Raw genomic sequence first — 20,542 nt, forward strand, 5'->3', positions numbered from 1 at the left:
TTACCGGCGACGAATGCTTTTATCTCGTCCCGAACTCCAAAGCTTGTGCAGAAGACTTCGGGGAAGGCCCGGATGCAGAGGAGGCAGACTCTAAATGAGCGATAACACCCCTAACATGTTGGAGAAGATTCGGCAGGCGCTGACGATACCGCGCTGGAACCTGTCGGAGCACGGTAACTATATCCGATCGGCTCCCGAATGGCTCCGTTATCTCCTCGACGAGAACGAGCGGCAGCGTATCGCTCTCCACACCCATGAAAGCTACGACAAGACGGTAGGCGAGCTGTACGAAGAGAATCAGCAGTTACAAGCCCAGCTAGACGCCAAGGATACGGAGATAGCCGAGCTGCGTAGACATCATCAAGGGTACGTCGCGCTGACGAGGACGTCCGTGGAACAGAACGGCGCACTGAAAGCGCAGGTAGCCGCCCACGCCGCCGCAATCGCCATGATGGTGGAATTGCTGACGTGGTATGCGAACGAGGCAGAAGACGAAGCGCGTAGATTCCATTTTGGGATGGTCAAGTCGGACATCGGCCAACATGCTCGGGATTTCCTCCAATCCCTAAAGGAGCCAAACACATGAGCGAACAACCATACATGGCTAGAGGCTCGTTACCGGGCTTTGGAACGCTGCTGTGGCTCCAAGACAGGGCAGAGCAGGCGAACCGGTTAGAGGCCGAGGTAGAGGCGCTGAGAGGCGAGCTAGAGGCCAAGGAGAAGATAGCGGAGTTCGCCCGACTCGTCATCATGACAGGCTTTGACGGCGACATATGCGGCGCACAGATACAAGATTGGGGAGTTGAATACGGCTTGCTTGTGGAGGAGCCGTATGACCCCGACAGGCACGGCGAGCCGGCATCGGGGATATTTGACCCCGGCGATCCAATATACGTCCATACGCCGCTATTAGCGAGGAAGGAAGATACCAATGCGTGAGTATAAATTCCGGGGGATCTGCATCGAAGATTGCGAGTGGAAAGGGAAATTTGTATACGGCTTCGGCGTCCATGTTTTTACAGGCGACGAGGTGGAAGCCCAACTTTACTCCACCGAAGGCATTTTTGATGTCGATCCCGATACGGTAGGGCAATATACCGGGCTGGCTGATTGCAAAGCATACGAAGGCGACATCGTGGAAGTGAGTCGGTACGAAAACGACGAGCGATACATCACGGTTATCGAGGACATCCGGAATATCCCTGCAACCATGTTCGGATCGGCTGTCAACTGGCGCAAGGTGATCGGGAATGTACATGAGCATCCCCATCTACTGGAACAGGGGGAGAAGACAGATTAAAACCGAGACGACGCAACAACTCGAACGGGATATCTGGATAGCCACTCATAAGCAAGGCGTATTCGCTTGTTACGAGGTCACGATCGGTTGGTACGGTGATGAGCGCGTCGATTATATGACGTACGACACGAAAGGCGTATGGCGCTGCTACGAGATTAAATGTTCCAAGGCGGACTTTTACAGCAAAGCCAAAAAGACGTTCATCGGCCATTTTAACTACTACGTACTGACGAAGGAACTTTTCGAGCAGGTCAAAGATGATATTCCACCGCAAATAGGCGTGTACTGTGGCAAGTATTGCGTCAAAAGAGCCAAACGGCAACTGCTGGCTATCGACGAACAGGTGATGAAAACTCTATGATTCGGTCACTGAGTCGTGAAGCAGAAAAGCTGATGAAGAGTGATGATCCTCAATTCGTCCGGCGCATGCATCGAATCATTGAGAACGAACGGCGAGAGAAAGAGCGCTATCGAGATCAGTTAAACGCTCTGCATAACAAAGTCATACGCAAATACGGATACCGTTGGGACCGCGAAGAGTCTGAGGAACAGGGGGAGAAGGAATGAAATACAAAAACAAGTTCCAAGATGGTGAATCCGTTCAGGTCAGGGGCACCAGAGAATTGGTCACGATTAACAAATGGTCATATATTCCCAGCATGAAACGTTACACGTACACGCTTATCGAGCATCCGGAGACGTTTGTTTTCGAGGACGAGCTTATGCCGGTTGAGGGGGAACAGGAATGATCGAGTGGAGACGATATCCCGAGAATCAGCCGCCGAGTCATAAACAATGCGTCGTGACGAACGGAAGCTACTTCAAACTTGCTGACCATGCTCTGAGATACAAGCACGGTACCAAGGAAGGCTACAAGTGGGAAGCCGTGAACGGTGTCCGTTTGGAGGACGTCACGCACTATGCGGAGCTTGATCATCCGGTTGAGGGAGGAAAGACACTATGACCAACACAGCAGATAACGAAGTTCGGTTCGGCAATGAAGAATGGTTTCGCAAGCTCAATGAGCTTGTAAGCTTCCCGGGCATCTTCGCATTTTACATTAGCAACGATAAATCGGTGCATGTAAAAAAGGTCGAGACTAAGGCGGAGAGGCCGGAGAGTATGTTGTACAGGCTAGTCAAGCCGTCGTCGTATAGTGATGGCTTTAGAATGGCCCTAGCCGGCGCCAAGAGGATCCACAGCCCGCAAGAATACTTCGAAGAGTGCAAACGTGTTATGGACGCATGGGGCATCGTACCGCCGTCTCTACAAAAGGAGCCAACACTATGACCAGTACCGAGCCTATGACCTATAAGCCGGGGCCGGAGTTGGATAGACAAATACATGAACTGTTCGGGCACAGCACGCTTGGATATGAGTTTAGAGGAAACCGACTACTCAAGAAAAAAAACGGTATCAATACCTGGATGGACTTGCCGGGATACTCCACCACCTGGGAAGGAATGCGCTTAGTCGTAGAAGAGATGCAGCGTAGGGGATGGGGATACGGTATCGAATCGGAGGGTGGAGGAAAGTATCACGCCCGATTCTGCAATCCCATGGAAGGCGCTTATGCCGAGAAAAACGGTGCCGATACCGCCCCTCACGCCGTATGTCTCGCCGCTCTCTCTGCTCTACAACATGTAAGTCATACTGATGGGTTGGGTGATAGGGATGATCCTGACAATTCGTGAGGCGCGGATCCTGAAGCAGCTAAAGTTCGGCGGATCTACGATGTCCATCGGCAAAGTCCTTGGGTACGGAGAAAAGGCTGTACGAACTTCCATCGATCGGCTTGTTGAAATGAAAGCTATCGAGATCCAGACATACAAGAAAAAGCGGAGTTACAAAATATTGATTAAAGATTACACTGTCGACGAACTCGCATCAGATAGGCGGGAGAGAAAGCCATTAACGCCTCCATCTAAGCCGGAAAAGATCTACATCCCAGAAGAGTATGAATTCTACATTCGAGGCCATTACAAGATCATATCGAGGAGTGAACTTTCCCGCCGCCTGAACATCTCCAAAGTAACGCTCAATCAGATGATCATACAAATAGGACTTGGGAGGTAACCGACATGAGGGGCAGAGTCCGACGAAAGATAGTTAGGAAAGCTTTAAATAAGGCCCAAGAGGGAAGAAAGTTGTCTTACCGCGAGGGTAAATTACTTGCCACATGGGCTGTGAAGACAATAAATGATTTCGCAAAGACATTTCGTAGTGCTGTTGAATGGTACGGTTATGAATATCCGAGGATTGTTGCAAATGCTTGGAAGGTCGCACTTGAAACTGTTCAAACATGGAGGATGTTAGATGCAAATGGATATCTTCCCAATGGCGAACAAGTTGGAAATCAGGAATGCAAAAGCGCTGCTGGCAGGATATCGCAAGACCAAAGCCGCGGCGAATGAATTTGAACGGCGTGGATTAAATAACCTTGCTCCGAGCCAGACGATAAAGTACAATGCACTCCAAGAGCGTGTACAAGCCATTGAAAGCGCCGTTAGGTTGATTTTGGACCCAGACGTGCGGCAGATCATCGAGACGCGTTACATCAAGGGAGAGCGCCACAAGATAACGATCATGAGGTTCAGCAATTACCATGAAGTGACGGTCGGCCGAAAGCTAAACGAGGGAATAGAGTCGGTCGCCAATTCTCTAAAGCTACTAACGGAATAAAAATGCATGTAAATCGCATGTAAGCTGCATCAAAAACGCATGTAGAACAGGGATACAGTTGGATCATAGGGCTTCGGCCCGGGGTGATTCCGCTAGTATCCCTTATTACATTGCGGACGCGGCCATGCGGTGGGTTAACGACCTTAGGCGCCATCGTCTCCACGAGGTGATCAGTCGCCAAGCGTGTGGAGATGCGGTCGGGTTTGAAGCCCGAGGAGATGGGGAATTGTCCCTTCTCTACTGTACCGGATAACTCCGATACGCTAGAGAGGGAGCAAATCCCTCCTCTGTATGGCGCGGAGGCGCCAATCACGGACTACAGAGTAAGGACTTTCCGCCGATAGTCCTTAAGTTGAGCCGGCAGGTGCTGGACTCACTTGCTGGGATAAATGCCACTGACTTCGGTTGGTGGCTTTTTATATTACACTCGCTATACTGTTCAGTGGAGGGGTGAGCATGAGCAAACGAACGTTGAACGAAGACTTACAGGAGTTTGACCAGCGGCTGATGATATTGGGCACTGAAGTAGCTCGCGGCCTTCGACTGGATAAGATGGCAGGATGGATGCATAGGCAGTTAACGAAGCTCCTCGGTTGAGGGGCTATTTTTATACGCAAAAACACCGCCGGATGCTTTCCGAGCGGTGCAAATACAATATAGCATGACTGGGTTACTTTGGCAATACATGGAAAGGAGGCAATGCGAGTGGCTTTGACCGATAAGCAGCAGAAGTTTGTAGACGAATACCTCATTGATTTAAACGCGACACAGGCGGCGATACGGGCTGGTTATAGTCCAAAGGCAGCAACTGCAATAGGTTCAGAAAACCTCGGGAAACCAGATATTCGCGCGTATATAGACGAACGAATGGCCGAACACTCGAAAAGAACCGGCGTCAACCAAGAAAGAATTATCCGCGAACTCGCTCGCATCGCCTTCTTGGACCCGACACAGCTTGTGAATATGGATTCTGCCGAGCTGAAGGACGACGCATCGCTAGACGATCGGGCGGCAATAGCCAGCGTTAAGGTTAAAACAATGTCAGGCGAAGTGGAAATGGTTGAGCGCGAGGTACGTTTTGCTGACAAGATTAAGGCGCTCGAATTACTAGGCAAGCGTTACGGAATGTGGATAGATAAGCAGCAGATTGACGTAAGCGCGGCCGTCCAGATTGTAGATGATGTTCCGAAAGGAAAGGGAGGTCCATGAGCCTAGCGATTCAGCGTGTGCCATTGACTGAACTGATAGCGCCAAGCTTTTACGATGTCCATCATGCAATCAAAGAAGAGAAATATACGCATCACTGGCTTAAGGGCGGTCGGGGATCTACCAAATCGTCATGCGTCAGTATAGAGCTAGTATTAGGCATGATGAAAGAACCTCGTGCCCATGCGGTCGTGCTTCGCAAGGTTGGTTTATACCTGGAAGGTAGCGTGTTCTCGCAGCTCCAGTGGGCGATAGAAGCTTTAGGGGTGTCAGCATACTGGCACACCAAACTAAGTCCGATAGAGCTGATATACAAGCCCACAGGACAGCGCATTATATTCCGGGGTGCGGACAAGCCGAAGAAGATCAAGTCGACCAAGGCCAAAACGGGTTACTTCAAGTACATTTGGTACGAGGAAGTCGACGAGTTCACCGGTCCTGAGGAAATACGGACGATCAACCAAACGTTGATGCGTGGCGGTGACCGGTTCTGCGTGTTCTACACGTACAACCCGCCGAAGTCACAACGCAACTGGGTTAACGCAGAAGTCTTGGGAGATCGACCAGATCGTCTCGTTCATCATAGTACCTACGAAACGGTTCCCCGACATTGGTTGGGTGAGCCGTTTTTTGTTGAGGCAGAACACCTTAAGGCGACGAAGCCCGACAACTTCAAACACGAATACCTCGGTGAAGTAACCGGCACAGGCGGAGAAATATTCACCAACTTGAAGATACGGCCAATCACAGACGAGGAAATCGCGGTTTTCGATCGATTGAAACGTGGTCTCGACTTCGGTTATGCCAAGGATCCGCTTCACTATGCCGGGATGCACTTCGACAAGACCCGCCGGCGCCTTTTTATCTTCCAAGAGATTCACAAGGTACAGCTTTCCAATAGGCAGGCCGTCGACTTGATCAAGCCGCTAGCAGAAGGTCGAGCGATTACGGCTGATAGCGCGGAGCCGCGAACGATCAATGAGTTCCGGCAACTCGGGGTTAACATTGTGCCGGCTAAAAAGGGACCGGACAGCGTCGACCATGGCATTAAGTTCCTGACTGACCTGGAGGAGATCGTGATTGATCCAGAACGATGCCCAAATACCAAACGAGAGTTCTATGGATACGAACTCACGCCAGATGGAAACGGCGGATTCAAGGCCGGATATCCTGATGCGGACAACCATAGTATCGATGCTGTTCGTTACGCTATGGAAGATGAAGCGCGGGCAGCGCACGTCAAGATCGGGAACAAAGCAAAGATTGGGGTGAGATGATGGCTATTATCCGATCAGCGGATTTGATCGAGGGGAACGGAGAGATACCCGCGGCGCTGCTGCGTTCATGTATATCTGAGCATCGCAAAGGCAACAACCGCATTAACCGCCTAGAGGAGTACTACAAAGGCGAGCAGGACATCCTTAAGCGCGACCTGGGCGGAGAAGACAAGAACCTCCCCAATAACAAGCTTGTTGCCAATCACGCCAAGTATATAACGGACGTCGCTGTCGGATATTTCGCCGGCGACCCTGTTAAGTATGGAGGCGATGGTATCGACGCTCTAACGAACGCCTACAAAGCGACAGACGTTGTCTCACATGATGCTGAGATGGCGAAGGATTTATCGATGTTTGGCACAGCTCGTGAGCTTTACTTTATGAGTAGAGAGTCCGTCCCGAAGGTAACTTGCATCGATCTACGGCAGATATTCTTGGTGGTAGATGATTCGGTAGAATACAGATCATTGTTCGGCGTCCATTATTACGAGCGCAGGGATATCGAAAACAATGTGACCGGGTGGACGGTCAATGTTTACACGGATTCGAAGATGTACCAATACAAGCCGACTGCTGTTGAAACGAACGATTATGGAGAGGCGCAGGTAACGGACCATTACTTCAAGGCCGTGCCTATCGTCGAGTTTTGGAATAACGAGGAGCAACAAGGAGACTACGAGCAGCAAATCAGCCTAATCAACGCGTACAACGTGCTGGCTTCTGATCGCGTCAATGACAAGGAGCAGTTCGTTGACGCGATTCTGAAGCTTGTGGGGGCGTCTCTGGGCGATGATGAGGCGGAGGCTGGGAAGGCTATAAGGTTGCTCAAGAAATACAAGGTTCTGGAGCTTCCCGGCGGAGTGGACGCAGATGCATCTTGGCTCACAAAGACGCTAAACGAGGCCGACACAGAAGTTCTGCGGGATGCAATCAAGTCGGATATCCACGAGTTTTCGATGGTTCCAAACCTGACGGATTCCAACTTTGCTGCCAATGCGTCTGGCGTGGCGATGAAGTACAAGCTATTCGGCCTCGAACAGTTAGCCAAGACGAAAGAGCGCTACTTTATCCAGGGCTTGCGAGAGCGTATGAAGGTATTCGCCAATATCCTTTCGGTCAAGGCGCAAACGGTAAACGTCCAGAACGTAACAATTACGATGACTCGCAGCCTGCCGAGCAATGATGTCGAGACAGCAAGCATGATCGTCCAATTGACGGATCATGTTTCAGAGGAGACGTTGATCAGCCAGCTTTCGTTTGTCGATGACCCGGCCAAGGAGATTGCGGCCGTCAACGCCCAAAAGGAAGCAGATATCAAGCGTCAGCAAGAAGCATTTAGTGTCCCTGTAGGCGGTGATGGCGGAGATGCGAACACCGAGTAACGACTATTGGGATAGACGAGCGCAGCTAAGAATGGCGAGATACCACCGGGACGCTGACGCAGTCGTTAAGACAGTAACAGATGCATATGATAAGGCCTCTGACGACCTGCTAGACGAGATCAAAGGGATATTTGATACATTCGCCCGCAATGGCGAGTTAAGCCCCACGTCAGCACGCAGGGCGCTCAACCAACGCATACCTAATCCTTTGCTGAAATGGATGAAACGCATATATCCTAGCATCAAAAATGAGCGTGTGCGTCGGTGGTTCCGCAACAGGTTTAATGCTCCTGCATATAGGGCGCGGGTTACCCGCCTAGAAGCGCTCAGGGGCAGCATCAACATCCATTCCAAGGTAATTGCAGACGTAGAGCTAACGGCCACTACAAACGGTTACATGCGCGTCATAAGCAGTGCTTACTATCGATCGATGTTCGACCTACAAAAAGGGCTTGGCGTGGGATTCAACTTCGCATCAGTGCCAACCAGGACAATCGAGACGATTCTAAAGCGACCATGGAGTGGAGAAAACTTCAGTAGCCGTGTGTGGGGCAACTCGGAAGTGCTTGCGAAGCAACTGACCGAAGTCCTAACGGCCGGCTTCTTTTCCGGATCCAGTTACCGCAAGATGCGATTGGACATAGAGGGTCGGATGGGCGTCGGAAAGCATGCTGCGAACCGATTGATACGAACCGAGACAACATACATGAGCAATGCCGCTGAGATGGAAGCTTATGAGGAAGCTGAGATCGATCGTTACCGATTCATGGCGACGCTGGACAATCGGACAAGCCAGATATGCAGGCAGCACGACCTTAAGATTTACGCCGTCAAGGATGCGCGTCCTGGAACAAACATGCCGCCCTTGCATCCATACTGCAGGAGCACAACGATTGCCTATTTCGGTGATGTAGAACTTGATCGCATCGAACGAAGGGCAAGAGATCCAGAGACCGGAAAGACGTACACGGTACCGGACAGCATGACCTATGCGCAATGGAAAGAAAAGTACGCACAAGCTGCCTAATGGCGGCTTTTTCTTTTGTCCAGAACGTGCGGAGGACGTTAAAAGCTGCATGGACACCAGCCGACGGGCGTTAAACGGGAGGTTACTATGCTCGAAATGATGGCAAAACCATATCGGCTTCGCATGAATCTGCAGTTGTTTGCCGCTGACGGTGGCGGTGAGGGTGGTCAAGGTGGAGAAGGCGGAGGATCTGGCGGAGACGGCGGCGGTAAGGGCGGCGAAGGTGAGGGAAAAGGCGGAGGCAAGGTTACATTCTCGCCAGAACAACAGGCGGAGGTTGACCGTATCCTTGGCGAACGCTTGACCAAGGCTCAATCCAAATGGGAGAAAGACTTCCAAGCTAAATTGGACGAAGCCAAGACCGAAGCCGAAAAACTCGCCAAGATGACCGCCGAGCAAAAGGCGCAACATGAACGTGATAAGCGCGATAAGGATTTAGCCGATCGGGAAAACGGCATTACCCGGCGAGAACTCCGCGCAACAGCGCTTGAGCAGCTAGCCGAAAAGGGCTTACCGAAGGTTCTGGCCGACGTCCTCGTTTATACCGATGCCGATTCTACCAACAAGAGCATCGAGGCCGTGGAGAAGGCGTTCAAGGACGCCGTCGAAGCTGGCGTAAATGAGCGTTTGAAGGGTGAACCGCCACGCGGCGCCGGCGGCAAGGGCAATGGAGGCGGCGTAGGCAAGAGTTTTGCCGATCGAGCGAACGAAGGTAACAAACCTACAGCAAATGCACCAAATCCATGGGCCACGGCCTAACGAAGGGAGATAAACAATATGTACGTTACGAATAAGACGCGCACCGAGATCAACTTCCTCGCCAGCGCGAAGTTCCTGGCGTTTACCTATCAAATCAGCGACAGCGGTGTTACGGCTAACGCAGACGGCCGTAAGATCGTTCCCGCAGGCACTGTCTACCCGGCAAATGACGGTACGGCTATCGGCATCCTACACGACGACATCGACGTTACAACGGGTCCACAACCCGGATCCGTTATCGTCGAAGCTTGGATTCTCGAAGCACGCCTCCCGGCAGCGCCTTCGACGGCTGCTAAAGCGGCAATGAAAGAAATCAAATTTAAGACGGTCGTTTAATCGGCCTAAAAAGGAGGGGCAACTATGGCAAGTGTTCTCGATCTTTTCCCACAACGCGAAGTCCTGAATTACCTGGAAAGCCGCCAATACCCGGCGCTGCTGGGGGAATTGTTTTTCCCGGAAGTAAAGACGCAATCGCTAGAGTTCAACATGATCAAAGGCGCCCGGCGCATTCCGGTAATCGCCAGCGTTCATGCGTTTAACACGGAGTCGGAGATCGGCAGCCGCGAAGCTGCAAAGCAGGCGCTTGAATTGGCACTGATCAAGCGTAAATTGGAACTCGACGAGAGGGACATTATTGCGCTGGAGAACCCGCGAACTCCGGCCGAACAACAATACCTCGTCCAAGAGGTCTACAACGATATTGACGTGCTTGTCGCTGGCGTCCGCGCTCGTGTCGAGGTCATGCGGATGGAGGCGCTTGCCTCCGGAACTGTAACGCTGGCTGAAAACAACCTCAGCGCAACGATCAGCTATGGGGTACCTTCCGATCATAAGGAAGTACTAGCCGGTGACGACCTGTGGTCAGATCCAGATAGCGACCCGATCGCGCAAATCATGGATTGGGTTAACACCCTTGGCACTAACCCTACACGTGCGCTGACGTCCAATACGGCGCTTGCCGCCCTGCTCAAGCACCCGAAGGTAGTCGGTGCGTTGTCTGGTCTTGGATCTCCAAGGCTGGCTTCTCGAGCGTCGTTGAATGCGTATCTGCAGGAACTGGGTCTGCCTACGATCGCAACCTACGATGCTGTATATCGTAAGCAAGCGGCAAATGGCACTTACACCCAGAGCCGCTACTTCCCGGCCAATAAGTTCGTGCTACTCCCTGAGGGCGCACTTGGTCAAACGATTTACGGACCTACGGCGGAAGAAATCCGCTTGGCGCGTGATCCTTCTATCGACATCACGCGAGTAGGCAACGTTCTTGCGATGGTCTACGAAGAAAACCTCGACCCGGTCAGCACTTGGACTAAAGCAGTCGCAACGGCGCTGCCGAGTTTCCCCGCTGCGGACGAAGTCTTCCAGGCGACGGTACTTTAAGGAGGAATCGACATGATCGTATCTGTAAAGGAAACGCCAATCCGTCACAATGGTACAGTTTACCGCGCTGGCGATGAATTCGAAATCGAAAAGGCGGGCTACGGGCGACTTGAGTCGTATGTCGATATCGTCGAGGATGACGACGAGGCAGAAACCGCGATTGAAGATATGACTGGTCCGCAGCTCAAGGCATACGCCAAGAGCAACAATATCGATCTCGGCGAAGCAACGCGTAAGCCGGATATCCTCGCCAAGATCCAGGAGGCGCAAGGTGGTGGCGCCGGTGGCAACGAGTCTTGATAGATTGATGGGTACGCTCGGGCTTTCGGAAGACATTGACGGAAGCTTGGGTGTGCTGCTAGACGACGTAGAAAGCGATCTGCTGAGCTGGACGAACCGGAGGACACTTCCGCCGGGATTAGAGCCAACAAAGCGCCAAATCGCCATCATGCGGTACAACAAGGTGGGTATCGAGGGAGAGACCTCGCATTCGGAGGGCGGCGTTAGCCGCTCCTTCGAGGACCTGCCGGAGTCCGTGAAGATGACGATTGGGTCGTATCGCTTGTTGAAGGTGGCGCGATATGCGACTCCGTGAGCGAGATAAACGGCCGGTTGTGTTTCGTTCTCGTGTTCCCATCAAGGAAGAAGACGGGACGACTTACGAAGGCTGGTCACCGGATGCTGAATTAATCCGCGGTCATGTTTCTCCGGCCGGCGGTCGTGTCTTGGCTCAGCAGTATGGGGAACGCCTCTCATATATGCTAACCATGCTTATTGAAGGCCCTCAGACGGTCTCAGAGAGCGCAGGGGCTTGGGTATACATTGACCCATACGATGATGAGCCGGATTACAAGGTCGTCTCTGTGCAGCCTTGGGACCACACTGTCATCCAACTGGAAAAGGTGAGGTAATGGCGAATATTCAAGGGATGGACAGGCTGCTTGCTAAGATTACAGCCCTCGGCGGAAATGCCAATCAATCGCTTCTAAAAGCTGTTAGGCAAGGCACGCACCTTGTGCAAGCTGCCGCAAAGGCTGACGCCCCAGTTGGTGACGGTCAATTGCGTGGCAGCATACAGGCAAATGTAAAACTGGATGGCGATCGCGTCGAAGGCAGCGTCTCCACGAACATGGAGCATGCCGTATATAACGAGTTCGGCACCGGTCCAGTAGGACAGGCGAGCGATAAAAGTACTTTGCCCGGTGAAATTGTGGCACGTCTCCACTATCGACAGGACGGATGGTGGATCCACGAGAGCCAAATCGATGCAGCTACAGCCGAAAAGTACCATTTCCAACGCCGGGAGACTGACCAAGGCGTTTTTTACTATACGGAAGGGCAACCGGCGCGGCCTTTCATGTATCCAGCCTTGGAAAAGAACCGCAAGAAGGTACTAGACCTTACTAAGCAGACCCTACGCCGGGATATACAGCGGCTAGGAGGCCGATAGCAATGTACGACGCCAAAGCACAAATAAATGAGTTATTGAGCGCCATTCCTGAAGTTTTGGCGGTCACAGATGCGTTCCCGACGTCGTTCGCGAAGCTGCCGGCAATCAGTTTCTACGAGTTGGGGAACCTTGACCCTCTAACCATCGCACAAGGACCGCTGTCGGACATCAGTATCCAAATTGATGTGTGGCACAAGAAATCTACCGGAGCCATTGCGCAGCAAGTGGACGCGGCCATGAACAGCGTGGGATTCAGGCGCCAATTCTCGTCTGATGTACCTGACGCATCCGGAATCAAACGTAAAACCATGCGTTACCGCGGCGTTGTTGATCAGCGCACAGAACGCGTATCTCAGTGATAGGAGTGTGAAACCATGCCAGGCTTGCTGACCAAAGATACCGAGCTGCAGTACAAAAGCGGCGCATCATATACGAGGGTCGATTACCTAATGCAGGTTCCAGATCTCGGCGGCGACCCCGAACGCGTCGAAGTAACGACGCTGCAGGACGGTGTTCGTAAGTACATCCCAGGAATCCAGGATCCCGGCGATCTGGATTTTCAATTCCTTTACGACAACTCTTCGGCCACATCGAACTTTCGCGTGCTTAAGGGGTTGCAGAATGCCGGAACGCTCGGGGAATTCAAGGTTGTATTTCCGGACGAAACCGAATGGGCGTTCAGCGCCTATGTCAACGTTCGGATGGACTCGGCCGCCGTAAATGCAGCGCTGACATTCACCGCATCGTTTAATTTGCAGTCCGACTTCGTTGTAACCAATCCAACATCCTAAGCGCTCCTCATGGGGCGCTTTTTACTTTAGGAGGGCATTATGCGCTATTCCGAACTGCAATTTGGATCGCAAGAACTCAAGCTACGACTAGCTGCATCGAATACCATCGCACTCGAAAAACAACTCGGTGGGCGCAGCCCCTTGGACGTTCTGCTCGGCATGGAGCGAGGCGAGATGGTCAGCGTTACGAATCTCCTTACGATCCTCCACGCAGCCTCTCAGAAGTTCCAGCACGGCGTCAGCATGCAGAAAATCATGGACCTGTATGACGAATACGTCGAGAGTGGAAACACGTACACGGACCTACTGCCGGCGCTTCTTGATGTGCTGCGGGTAAGCGGTTTTTTCAAGGAGGCTCCGACAACGGAGCCAGAGACAACGATTCAATAAACACCCTTACGGAACTTTACGAGAGGCTGTATCCAATCGCTCTAGAATGCGGTCTGGATGCGGTCTCTTATTGGGACATGACCTTTTTCGAGATCGAGGCGGCAATACGTGCCTACGAGGCCAGGCTCAAGGCTGAGATGCAGAAGGAAGCGATGATCGCATACCGGCATGCTGATTTGATCGCGGCTCTCGTGGCGCGCGTGCTCGGTAACAAAAACAAAGCGCCTACGATTCAAGAGGCATTCCCAGGTATTTTCCCTGAAGTTAAGCAAAAGCAGCAAGATTGGCGCTTGATGCAAGAGCGCTTAGACGAATATCGGCAGGCAAAACGTCGCTGGCGGGAACGAGGTGGAAAACATGACGCTGGAGGAACTGCGGATTCTCATAACGGCGGAGACGTCGGGCCTGAGGAAGGGCCTAGCTGACGTTAAAAGGCAAATGGGCGAGGCGAACAAGGACATTTCTAAAGCCACCAACGCCATCAGCAGAACCGTCAAGGGACTTGGCGCCGCTGTCGCAGCGATCGGGCTTGGTTCGATCTTTAAGGACGCCGTAAAGGACGCCATTTCCTACGAAGCTGCAATCGGCCAGATTAACAGGCTGATGGGATCGAGCGCAGCTGAGTTCCAGAAATGGGTCAATACCACCGCTGCAGGATACGGCCTAGCACGATCTGAAGCTACGCGATATGGTGCGACATACGCCAACCTAATCAGCGGCTTCTCAAAGGGCACAGCGGAAGTCACAAAGCGCACTGAAGACCTCATCAAGACATCTGCTGTTGTTGCGAGTGCCACGGGGCGTTCGGTTGACGATGTCATGGAACGCATTCGCTCCGGTCTCTTAGGCGAAACAGACGCCATCGAGGATTTGGGGATAAACGTAAACGTTGCGCTGCTGCAGACGACAAACGCCTTTAAGCAGTTCGCCAACGGTAAGAGTTGGGAGAAATTAAGCTTCCAGGCGCAGCAGTCCATCATTTACTACGCGATTCTTGAACAAGCGGCGCGTAAATACGGAAACGAACTCGCGCAGAACACCGCAACTCGACAAGCGGCGTTTATTGCACAATTGAAGGACGCTCGTCTCGCTCTGGGACAGGCGTTCTTGCCGATTTATAACTACGTTCTGCCGGCTTTGACACAGTTTGCATCCGCTCTCGCAAGTGTCATGAGCTTCATCGCAGGCTTTATCCAGGCTCTATTTGGAGTGACTGCGGCTCAAACGGACAAGCAAACCAACGCCGTAGCAGCGCAAACAGCGGCGGTCGGAGGGCTCGGCAAGGAGTATGAAAAGGCCGGTAAGAAGGCAAAGGGTGCAATCGCCAGTTTTGACCAGCTCAACTTGCTAAACAAAAACTCGGGTTCGGATTCTCCCGACTCCGCAGGCGCAAACAATGCTGCCGCACTCAGCGCAGGTACGTTGAACAACATGGCCACAGCCCTTGCGGATGTCTCCGCCGCCGCACAGAGGCTTGCGGACAAGGTGAAGGGTCTTTTTACGCCGGTGAGCAACTACTTCAAAGACCTTAAGAAGGATTTTGACGCATTTTATGCTGATATCAGCCCTGCACTTAAGGACATTGGAGATAAGCTTGGCAAGCTAAAAGCGCCAGCTTTTGAAATTGCTATCCTATCCATGAAAGAATTGGCGGACACCATTAAAAAGGACTTGGACAATGCTTTCGTTATTCTTACGGGAGACATTAAGGTCCTGGATGATCTGCTTAATTTGAACTTGAAGAAAGCCGCAGAAGACGCTTGGACGGCTCTTAAAAAGATTGACTGGAAAGCAATGTATAACTACATCCAGAACTTGAACAATCCAATCACCCTTATAACCAACAGTTTAGGCGCTGCAATAACTAAGTGGACGGTATTTGACGATGCCGTTAAGAAGTTAACCGGCAGTTTCAAAAAGATTGGATGGTCAGACATTTTAACTGGTCTCCAAACAGTCACCAATCCCTTTGGCACATTTATAAACAAGGTTATTGATGGCATAACGCAAACGGATTTGTTTAAGAACTCGCTGTCGTTATTGAAAACCAACGTAATGGATCCACTTAGCAAGTTTTTTTCTAGTACGTTTAATGTCAATATTTCAAGTGTTGGCACAACAATGAACGATGTTAAAACCAAAGCTCAAGAAGCTTGGCCGGCTATTAAGAACGCAGTAGAGAGTGCCTATACCTCGATAAAAGGGCTGAAATTCGAAGATATCAAGACTGGCATACTTAATGTCTGGGAAGATCTCAAAATAAAGACAGGCACCGTTTGGGCATCAATGGGTACGGGGATTAAAAATAGCATTAACACCGTTATCGATTTAATCAACAAGTTTATCGCCAAGGTGAACAGCATCAAGATTGACCTCCCACAAGTAGATTTGCCATTCGGCGGGTCAATTGGCGGTGGGTCCATTGGTGTGCCTCAAATACCGTCGATCCCTCGTCTTGCAACGGGTACTAACTATATCGCCTCTGAGGGACTTGCGTACCTCCATGAGGGCGAGGCTGTCGTACCGAAGAAATACAACCCGGCAGCAGGTGGCGGCGATGACGAACGAATTGTGAGGCTCCTAACGTCGATAGACCAAGGTATCAAGTCGGGTATGGGAGTCCGCGTTTCATTAGACAGAGCGAGCCTTACGCAGTCCGTAGTCGGAGACATGAACGATCGTAGCCGTCGCACTGGTCGGCCGGCGTATAACGCTTAAGGAGGGACACCATGCAGATATTAATCAACGGTCAGCAAATTGCGGTGTACCCTCTTGAGTACCGGCCGACTATTCTTGACCTGGATGACGGAGATTCCACGACACGGACGGCAGATGGGAAGCTCAACCGGGACCGGGTTGCAGTTAAACGTCAGATTGAGATGACATTCTCGGCAATGCCAGCGCCTAAAATGGCGCAGCTGCTCAAATCAATGCGCAGCGTGTTCTTCAGCGTTACGTATTTTGATCCAATGGACGGCGCTTTAGCGACAAAGGAAATGTATGTCGGCAATCGTACAACACCTATGGCCTTCGAAAAGAATGGCGTTACATGGTGGGAGAGCATGCAGATCACATTAACAGAGAGGTGAGGTCATGTATCCGATATCGGCTCTATATGACCGATACCTCCGTAAGCCTGATAGGGAATTCATCATCAAGGCGGAGATTCAGGGAGTCGACTACGACCAAACGTCAATAGTAGACTTCGAAATAGAAAACAGCCTCACGATTAACGAGGAATTCCTAATTGGCACAACGACGTTTTCCAAGCTTACGATGCACGTTCGAACACCTCAGGCAATCCCACAAGGCGCCAAGATCAAGCCATACATTTCTCTTGGACAAGAAGGGCTAACCTGGGCAGAGGCGGACACAGCTTGGCAGAATTTCAATATACCGTGGAACAATGGGCAAGCCGAATGGTTGCCGCTTGGAGAGTTTTACGTTGACCAACGAGAGCAAATCAATAGCGTATGGACGCTTATTTGCTATGACAAGCTCGTATTCTCTGAAGAGGCATATCTATCTAGCCTATCGTACCCAGCGACTATGAAAGCCGTATGGGACGAGATATGCACGGCACTAGGCTACGTGTACGACAGCAGCGTGGTCATTAATCCGGCGTATACGATCGCCGCGGCTCCAGTTGGATATACCAAACGTCAGGTACTAGGCTACATCGCCAGCGCCAATAGTGCGAGCGTGTTCGTAGGCAAGGACGGTACGGTTAAGTTTAAGCGCTGGTCCGCATCAGCGGCCCCGGTCGCGACGTTTTCAACATCTGACTATGTACGAATAAAGCAAACCAATCCAATCAAGACATACACGCGGATTGTGATGCCATACGATCCCGACGACGCGGATGCTTACTACGAGGCCGGTACAGGCGACGACGGACATACATTGTACGTGTCTAATCCCTTTGCCACGAAAGCCATCTGTAACGCCCTATACGCCGCGTTGAACGGATTTAGCTATATGCCGGTACAAATGGATTCCAGAGGATACCCGCAGTATGAACAAGGCGATATCATCGGGTTCCAGCGACAGGAAGGCACAACTTGGGCGGATACGATCGTAGCATGGCAGGATGCAAACTTCACTTGGGACAACATCGTCACGTATCAGACGATTATGCTGCATACGGTGCTTACTTTCCGCGGCGGGCTCAAGATGACGGTGGAAGCATCGGCTAAGAGCGAGCAGGCATCCGAGTACGAGCAAGACGGACCGTTGACGCAGGAGATTAACCGAGTCAATCAGACGGCAGTCAAGCAGGGGAAACTGTACTACGGCGTCTCGATTAACAAAGAAGAAGGCCTTGTAATTAATCGGAGCGACAATTTGAGCAAGGTCGTCCTTAACTCCGATGAGTTCACGATGTGGGCAGAGTCGGAAAAGGCGCTTTGGTTCGATGCCATAAACCGGAGATGGAAATTTACCGGTACACTGGAAGGCGCGGACGGCATATTCACCGGCACGCTGCAGGCTGGGACGATTATCTCTGCGGATATTCATGGCGGAACAATTGACGGCACGACGGTCACGGGTACCAACATAATCGGGGGCACCGTCACCGGTACAAATATCTACGGTTCTTACATCGCCACCAGCAACGGTTCTTACCCGAGAGCAGAAATGAGTAATACAGCTAATGCTTTTGTGGTTTATTCAAGCGCGTCAAGTTTTGCTAGATTCATAGCAAGTGCGAGCGGCGGATTTCCTGCGCTGGACTTTACTTTCGGCGGAGTTGGAGTCACGATGTACGGTAGTTCGTCATTGTTTAACATCGACTCGACCGGGATCCCAATTAGAATCGGACCGAGCGGAGCGGATATGAATCTAGTTGGCAATACAGTGACAATTAACAACGTCGACGTTTTATCGTTACTCAACAACAAAGCTTCTATATCTGATGTGAATGCTAGAGCGTCAAATTTGACTTATGACTCAACTACGAAAAACCTTAAACTCTGGGCTGCAGGAGGAGCGCTTCTTGCAACCGTGAACATCGCTGGCTCGTAAATTGTGGTATACTGTTCGCAAAATGCCACATTTAGGAGCGATTTCAATGAAGAAAGGTTTTGTCGTTGGGGCTTTATTTGGGGCGACGCTAATGATCGGTTTGCAGGCTGGGGCTGCAGGATTGCTACAGGGATCCAAGGTGGCCGGTACGAAGAACGTAACTCTTAACGGACATTCGATTGGTCAAGCAGCTATAATTAATAATTCAAGTTACCTGCCTGTCCGGGCATTATCCGAAGCTCTGGATTTAAAAATTGATTTATCGGGGGGTGCCATTAATTTGGCCCAAGCAACTCCGCAACCTGTAGAAACAAGCGAACCGACGCCAACACAAGTGCCGGCTGCAACTCCGGAGCCGGTGGTGTACACCGCAGAAGCAATTGACTTTGCCATTCTATCATGTGAATCACAAATCAATCACTTTAACGCTACCGCAGCTTCATACGAGGCAGAGGGACATGCGGAAATTGCAAAGACATACAGGGATTACGCCAAAAGACAGCAAGAAGAACTAGCTGTATGGCTGCAACGAAAAGCGGATCTTGAAGCAAAGCCGAAAGTCGATTCTGTATATTTCACGTCACCTTAACGACATATCCACAATATAACCAACAGGGTCCACCAAATGGTGGGCCTTTTTGTATGGGGAGGATGAGGAGAATGGATAAAGGAGAATATTACGGATTGTCGGTGGCCGGGGATGTATCGGCAAAGGGCGAGCCTTTGGAAGCATATATCCGCAGGATCGTGAGAGAAGAGCTAGCCGCCCATGAAGAGCGGCTGCACTCACCGGATAAGATAATGCGAGAAGTGATCATAGAAGTAAATCGCACGGCGCGTAAGGACCGAAAACCTAATCTTCAAGTTTAATCAATCCAAGCTTAGCAAGGACATTCATAGTAATGATAGAACCAATTTCAGCGGCGATTTCCACGTTCCCAGTTAAGACGCCATCGCCATTCAAGATTTCTTGATTTTTAGCAAAAATCTCATCTGAACATTCTCGGACAAGTCGCGCCATTTCTTCGCGATTCAAGAAACAACCCCTCCCTTCTCTAAGATTAGGTCGAGCTACCTAACCTTCGACAGAATGGGGGATTTTTCCTTGCAAACAAATGTTCTAAGGAGGCGCCCTATGGCCCGAGTACGCCGAATGATTCAGCTAGACTTGGATCCGCAAGACCCCGTTAACGAGGCAATCGCAACGATCGTAGCTATGATGCCATACAACCAGGGGCATGAAGATGCTATCTTACAGGGCGTCAAAGAAGCGATCGAACGGCTTCAAGCACAGCGCGAGAAAGGAGTGAAACAGGATGGCTAATCCATACTTAACAATAAACGGCGCTGACCTTATCTCGATGACGTGGCAAGAGTTTAACGAAGCGTTTGACGCGATCTATGCAGATATCCAGACTAATGTGTCGGGTCTGCAACAGCACATCGCCGCGGCAATCGCTCATACAGCTGCACAGATCAGCGTAAGCCCGACGACCGGTCAGACGAACACCGACGTACAGTCAGCGCTCGCCCAATTGGCCGCGCAACTTACGTCAATCATCGCAGGCCCGGCGCCATCGGCTGCAGAAGTGCAGGACGCCCGGACGGGTGCTGACGCAATCGCTCGGGCTTCGGTCGGGATCCTGATGCGCGAAATCCACGCCCAGCAGCTTAAGGCCAATCCCACCGCCGTATCCCTTGTGCCCGGCCTACAATCCATTACAGCCTCCCGACGTTCTCGTATACGTAATATCAAGATATCGGGGAGGACGTTGGTTAATCTGTTGGGGCGTATAGGGAATTGCGACGATGTGAGCAAATGGAGCAACTTTCAGGCGACGACGGCACTTGATACCGCGAATGTTAGGTATGG

The 20,542-nt window shown here is 51.4% G+C and carries 33 protein-coding genes; 32 read left to right on the plus strand and 1 reads right to left on the minus strand.

Annotated features, from left to right (window positions below):
* The first annotated feature begins 94 nt into the window (after window positions 1-94).
* The 30 genes from ACFSR7_RS35930 (at window position 95) to ACFSR7_RS36075 (ending at window position 19,539) form a co-directional block, all read left to right on the plus strand.
* Window positions 95-586, plus strand: a complete 492-nt coding sequence (locus tag ACFSR7_RS35930) for a hypothetical protein (protein ID WP_378169503.1) — start codon at window positions 95-97, stop codon at window positions 584-586.
* On the plus strand, window positions 583-939 hold the full coding sequence (locus tag ACFSR7_RS35935; protein ID WP_378169504.1) for a hypothetical protein: 357 nt from the start codon (window positions 583-585) through the stop codon (window positions 937-939). The genes ACFSR7_RS35930 and ACFSR7_RS35935 overlap by 4 nt, the downstream gene beginning before the upstream one ends.
* Window positions 932-1,300, plus strand: a complete 369-nt coding sequence (locus tag ACFSR7_RS35940) for a YopX family protein (RefSeq protein ID WP_378169506.1) — start codon at window positions 932-934, stop codon at window positions 1,298-1,300. The genes ACFSR7_RS35935 and ACFSR7_RS35940 overlap by 8 nt, the downstream gene beginning before the upstream one ends.
* Window positions 1,257-1,661, plus strand: coding sequence for a hypothetical protein (locus ACFSR7_RS35945; protein WP_378169507.1), 405 nt, complete (start codon window positions 1,257-1,259; stop codon window positions 1,659-1,661). The genes ACFSR7_RS35940 and ACFSR7_RS35945 overlap by 44 nt, the downstream gene beginning before the upstream one ends.
* A 202-nt stretch (window positions 1,662-1,863) precedes the next feature.
* Window positions 1,864-2,049 (plus strand): hypothetical protein, encoded by a 186-nt coding sequence (locus ACFSR7_RS35950; protein WP_378169508.1) that lies wholly within the window; start codon window positions 1,864-1,866, stop codon window positions 2,047-2,049.
* Entirely contained in the window at window positions 2,046-2,264 is a 219-nt protein-coding gene (locus ACFSR7_RS35955) for a hypothetical protein (RefSeq protein ID WP_378169509.1), read from the plus strand. The genes ACFSR7_RS35950 and ACFSR7_RS35955 overlap by 4 nt, the downstream gene beginning before the upstream one ends.
* Window positions 2,261-2,590, plus strand: coding sequence for a hypothetical protein (locus tag ACFSR7_RS35960; RefSeq protein ID WP_378169511.1), 330 nt, complete (start codon window positions 2,261-2,263; stop codon window positions 2,588-2,590). The genes ACFSR7_RS35955 and ACFSR7_RS35960 overlap by 4 nt, the downstream gene beginning before the upstream one ends.
* A complete protein-coding gene (locus ACFSR7_RS35965) occupies window positions 2,587-2,994 on the plus strand; it encodes a BC1872 family protein (protein ID WP_378169512.1) in 408 nt (135 codons plus the stop codon). Before ACFSR7_RS35960 ends, ACFSR7_RS35965 begins: the two co-directional genes overlap by 4 nt.
* Before the next feature lie 40 nt (window positions 2,995-3,034).
* On the plus strand, window positions 3,035-3,376 hold the full coding sequence (locus ACFSR7_RS35970; protein WP_378169513.1) for a hypothetical protein: 342 nt from the start codon (window positions 3,035-3,037) through the stop codon (window positions 3,374-3,376).
* 240 nt (window positions 3,377-3,616) lie between these two features.
* On the plus strand, window positions 3,617-3,982 hold the full coding sequence (locus tag ACFSR7_RS35975; protein ID WP_378169514.1) for a hypothetical protein: 366 nt from the start codon (window positions 3,617-3,619) through the stop codon (window positions 3,980-3,982).
* 456 nt (window positions 3,983-4,438) lie between these two features.
* The gene (locus ACFSR7_RS35980; RefSeq protein ID WP_378169515.1) at window positions 4,439-4,579 is read left to right on the plus strand and encodes a hypothetical protein; all 141 of its coding nucleotides are present in this window, start codon (window positions 4,439-4,441) and stop codon (window positions 4,577-4,579) included.
* Window positions 4,580-4,687: 108 nt separating this feature from the next.
* Complete coding sequence (locus tag ACFSR7_RS35985; RefSeq protein WP_378169516.1) at window positions 4,688-5,191, plus strand: terminase small subunit; 504 nt, start codon at window positions 4,688-4,690, stop codon at window positions 5,189-5,191.
* Window positions 5,188-6,465, plus strand: a complete 1,278-nt coding sequence (locus ACFSR7_RS35990; protein ID WP_378169517.1) for a PBSX family phage terminase large subunit — start codon at window positions 5,188-5,190, stop codon at window positions 6,463-6,465. Before ACFSR7_RS35985 ends, ACFSR7_RS35990 begins: the two co-directional genes overlap by 4 nt.
* Window positions 6,462-7,847: a phage portal protein gene (locus ACFSR7_RS35995; RefSeq protein WP_378169518.1), complete on the plus strand. Its 1,386-nt coding sequence runs from the start codon at window positions 6,462-6,464 to the stop codon at window positions 7,845-7,847. Before ACFSR7_RS35990 ends, ACFSR7_RS35995 begins: the two co-directional genes overlap by 4 nt.
* A gap of 31 nt (window positions 7,848-7,878) precedes the next feature.
* Window positions 7,879-8,874: a minor capsid protein gene (locus tag ACFSR7_RS36000; RefSeq protein WP_378169520.1), complete on the plus strand. Its 996-nt coding sequence runs from the start codon at window positions 7,879-7,881 to the stop codon at window positions 8,872-8,874.
* An 87-nt stretch (window positions 8,875-8,961) separates the two neighbouring features.
* Complete coding sequence (locus tag ACFSR7_RS36005; protein WP_378169521.1) at window positions 8,962-9,633, plus strand: DUF4355 domain-containing protein; 672 nt, start codon at window positions 8,962-8,964, stop codon at window positions 9,631-9,633.
* An 18-nt stretch (window positions 9,634-9,651) separates the two neighbouring features.
* A complete protein-coding gene (locus ACFSR7_RS36010) occupies window positions 9,652-9,969 on the plus strand; it encodes a hypothetical protein (RefSeq protein WP_378169523.1) in 318 nt (105 codons plus the stop codon).
* 24 nt (window positions 9,970-9,993) lie between these two features.
* Window positions 9,994-11,013: a major capsid protein gene (locus ACFSR7_RS36015; RefSeq protein ID WP_378169524.1), complete on the plus strand. Its 1,020-nt coding sequence runs from the start codon at window positions 9,994-9,996 to the stop codon at window positions 11,011-11,013.
* A gap of 12 nt (window positions 11,014-11,025) precedes the next feature.
* Window positions 11,026-11,313: a hypothetical protein gene (locus ACFSR7_RS36020; RefSeq protein ID WP_378169525.1), complete on the plus strand. Its 288-nt coding sequence runs from the start codon at window positions 11,026-11,028 to the stop codon at window positions 11,311-11,313.
* Window positions 11,297-11,608, plus strand: coding sequence for a phage head-tail connector protein (locus ACFSR7_RS36025; RefSeq protein ID WP_378169526.1), 312 nt, complete (start codon window positions 11,297-11,299; stop codon window positions 11,606-11,608). The genes ACFSR7_RS36020 and ACFSR7_RS36025 overlap by 17 nt, the downstream gene beginning before the upstream one ends.
* 315 nt (window positions 11,609-11,923) lie before the next feature.
* Window positions 11,924-12,463, plus strand: coding sequence for an HK97-gp10 family putative phage morphogenesis protein (locus tag ACFSR7_RS36030; RefSeq protein ID WP_378169527.1), 540 nt, complete (start codon window positions 11,924-11,926; stop codon window positions 12,461-12,463).
* Window positions 12,464-12,465: 2 nt separating this feature from the next.
* Complete coding sequence (locus ACFSR7_RS36035) at window positions 12,466-12,822, plus strand: hypothetical protein (RefSeq protein ID WP_378169529.1); 357 nt, start codon at window positions 12,466-12,468, stop codon at window positions 12,820-12,822.
* Window positions 12,823-12,837: 15 nt separating this feature from the next.
* Entirely contained in the window at window positions 12,838-13,254 is a 417-nt protein-coding gene (locus ACFSR7_RS36040; RefSeq protein WP_378169530.1) for a phage tail tube protein, read from the plus strand.
* A 39-nt stretch (window positions 13,255-13,293) separates the two neighbouring features.
* Window positions 13,294-13,644: a DUF6096 family protein gene (locus tag ACFSR7_RS36045; RefSeq protein ID WP_378169531.1), complete on the plus strand. Its 351-nt coding sequence runs from the start codon at window positions 13,294-13,296 to the stop codon at window positions 13,642-13,644.
* Between the two features lie 77 nt (window positions 13,645-13,721).
* Window positions 13,722-14,069 carry a hypothetical protein gene (locus tag ACFSR7_RS36050; RefSeq protein ID WP_378169533.1) on the plus strand — a complete coding sequence of 116 codons (348 nt, stop codon included), beginning with the start codon at window positions 13,722-13,724 and terminating at the stop codon, window positions 14,067-14,069.
* On the plus strand, window positions 14,002-16,362 hold the full coding sequence (locus tag ACFSR7_RS36055) for a phage tail family protein (protein ID WP_378169534.1): 2,361 nt from the start codon (window positions 14,002-14,004) through the stop codon (window positions 16,360-16,362). The genes ACFSR7_RS36050 and ACFSR7_RS36055 overlap by 68 nt, the downstream gene beginning before the upstream one ends.
* An 11-nt stretch (window positions 16,363-16,373) precedes the next feature.
* On the plus strand, window positions 16,374-16,733 hold the full coding sequence (locus ACFSR7_RS36060; protein WP_378169535.1) for a DUF6711 family protein: 360 nt from the start codon (window positions 16,374-16,376) through the stop codon (window positions 16,731-16,733).
* Between the two features lie 4 nt (window positions 16,734-16,737).
* Complete coding sequence (locus tag ACFSR7_RS36065; RefSeq protein WP_378169537.1) at window positions 16,738-18,669, plus strand: hypothetical protein; 1,932 nt, start codon at window positions 16,738-16,740, stop codon at window positions 18,667-18,669.
* Window positions 18,670-18,715: 46 nt separating this feature from the next.
* Window positions 18,716-19,258 carry a hypothetical protein gene (locus ACFSR7_RS36070; protein ID WP_378169538.1) on the plus strand — a complete coding sequence of 181 codons (543 nt, stop codon included), beginning with the start codon at window positions 18,716-18,718 and terminating at the stop codon, window positions 19,256-19,258.
* A gap of 71 nt (window positions 19,259-19,329) precedes the next feature.
* Window positions 19,330-19,539, plus strand: coding sequence for a hypothetical protein (locus ACFSR7_RS36075; RefSeq protein WP_378169539.1), 210 nt, complete (start codon window positions 19,330-19,332; stop codon window positions 19,537-19,539).
* On the opposite strand, the gene ACFSR7_RS36080 is transcribed toward ACFSR7_RS36075, so the two are convergent.
* Complete coding sequence (locus tag ACFSR7_RS36080; RefSeq protein ID WP_378169540.1) at window positions 19,523-19,705, minus strand: hypothetical protein; 183 nt, start codon at window positions 19,703-19,705, stop codon at window positions 19,523-19,525. The two genes, ACFSR7_RS36075 and ACFSR7_RS36080, sit on opposite strands and share 17 nt — an antisense overlap.
* 99 nt (window positions 19,706-19,804) lie before the next feature.
* Here ACFSR7_RS36080 and ACFSR7_RS36085 point away from each other — a divergent pair, with 99 nt between their 5' ends.
* Window positions 19,805-19,993, plus strand: coding sequence for a hypothetical protein (locus ACFSR7_RS36085; RefSeq protein ID WP_378169542.1), 189 nt, complete (start codon window positions 19,805-19,807; stop codon window positions 19,991-19,993).
* Window positions 19,986-20,542: hypothetical protein (locus ACFSR7_RS36090; protein ID WP_378169543.1), on the plus strand; the 557-nt coding region annotated here is incomplete at its 3' end. The genes ACFSR7_RS36085 and ACFSR7_RS36090, both read left to right, overlap by 8 nt.

Source organism: Cohnella sp. GCM10020058, from assembly GCF_042683485.1.
GTDB lineage: Bacteria > Bacillota > Bacilli > Paenibacillales > Paenibacillaceae > Cohnella.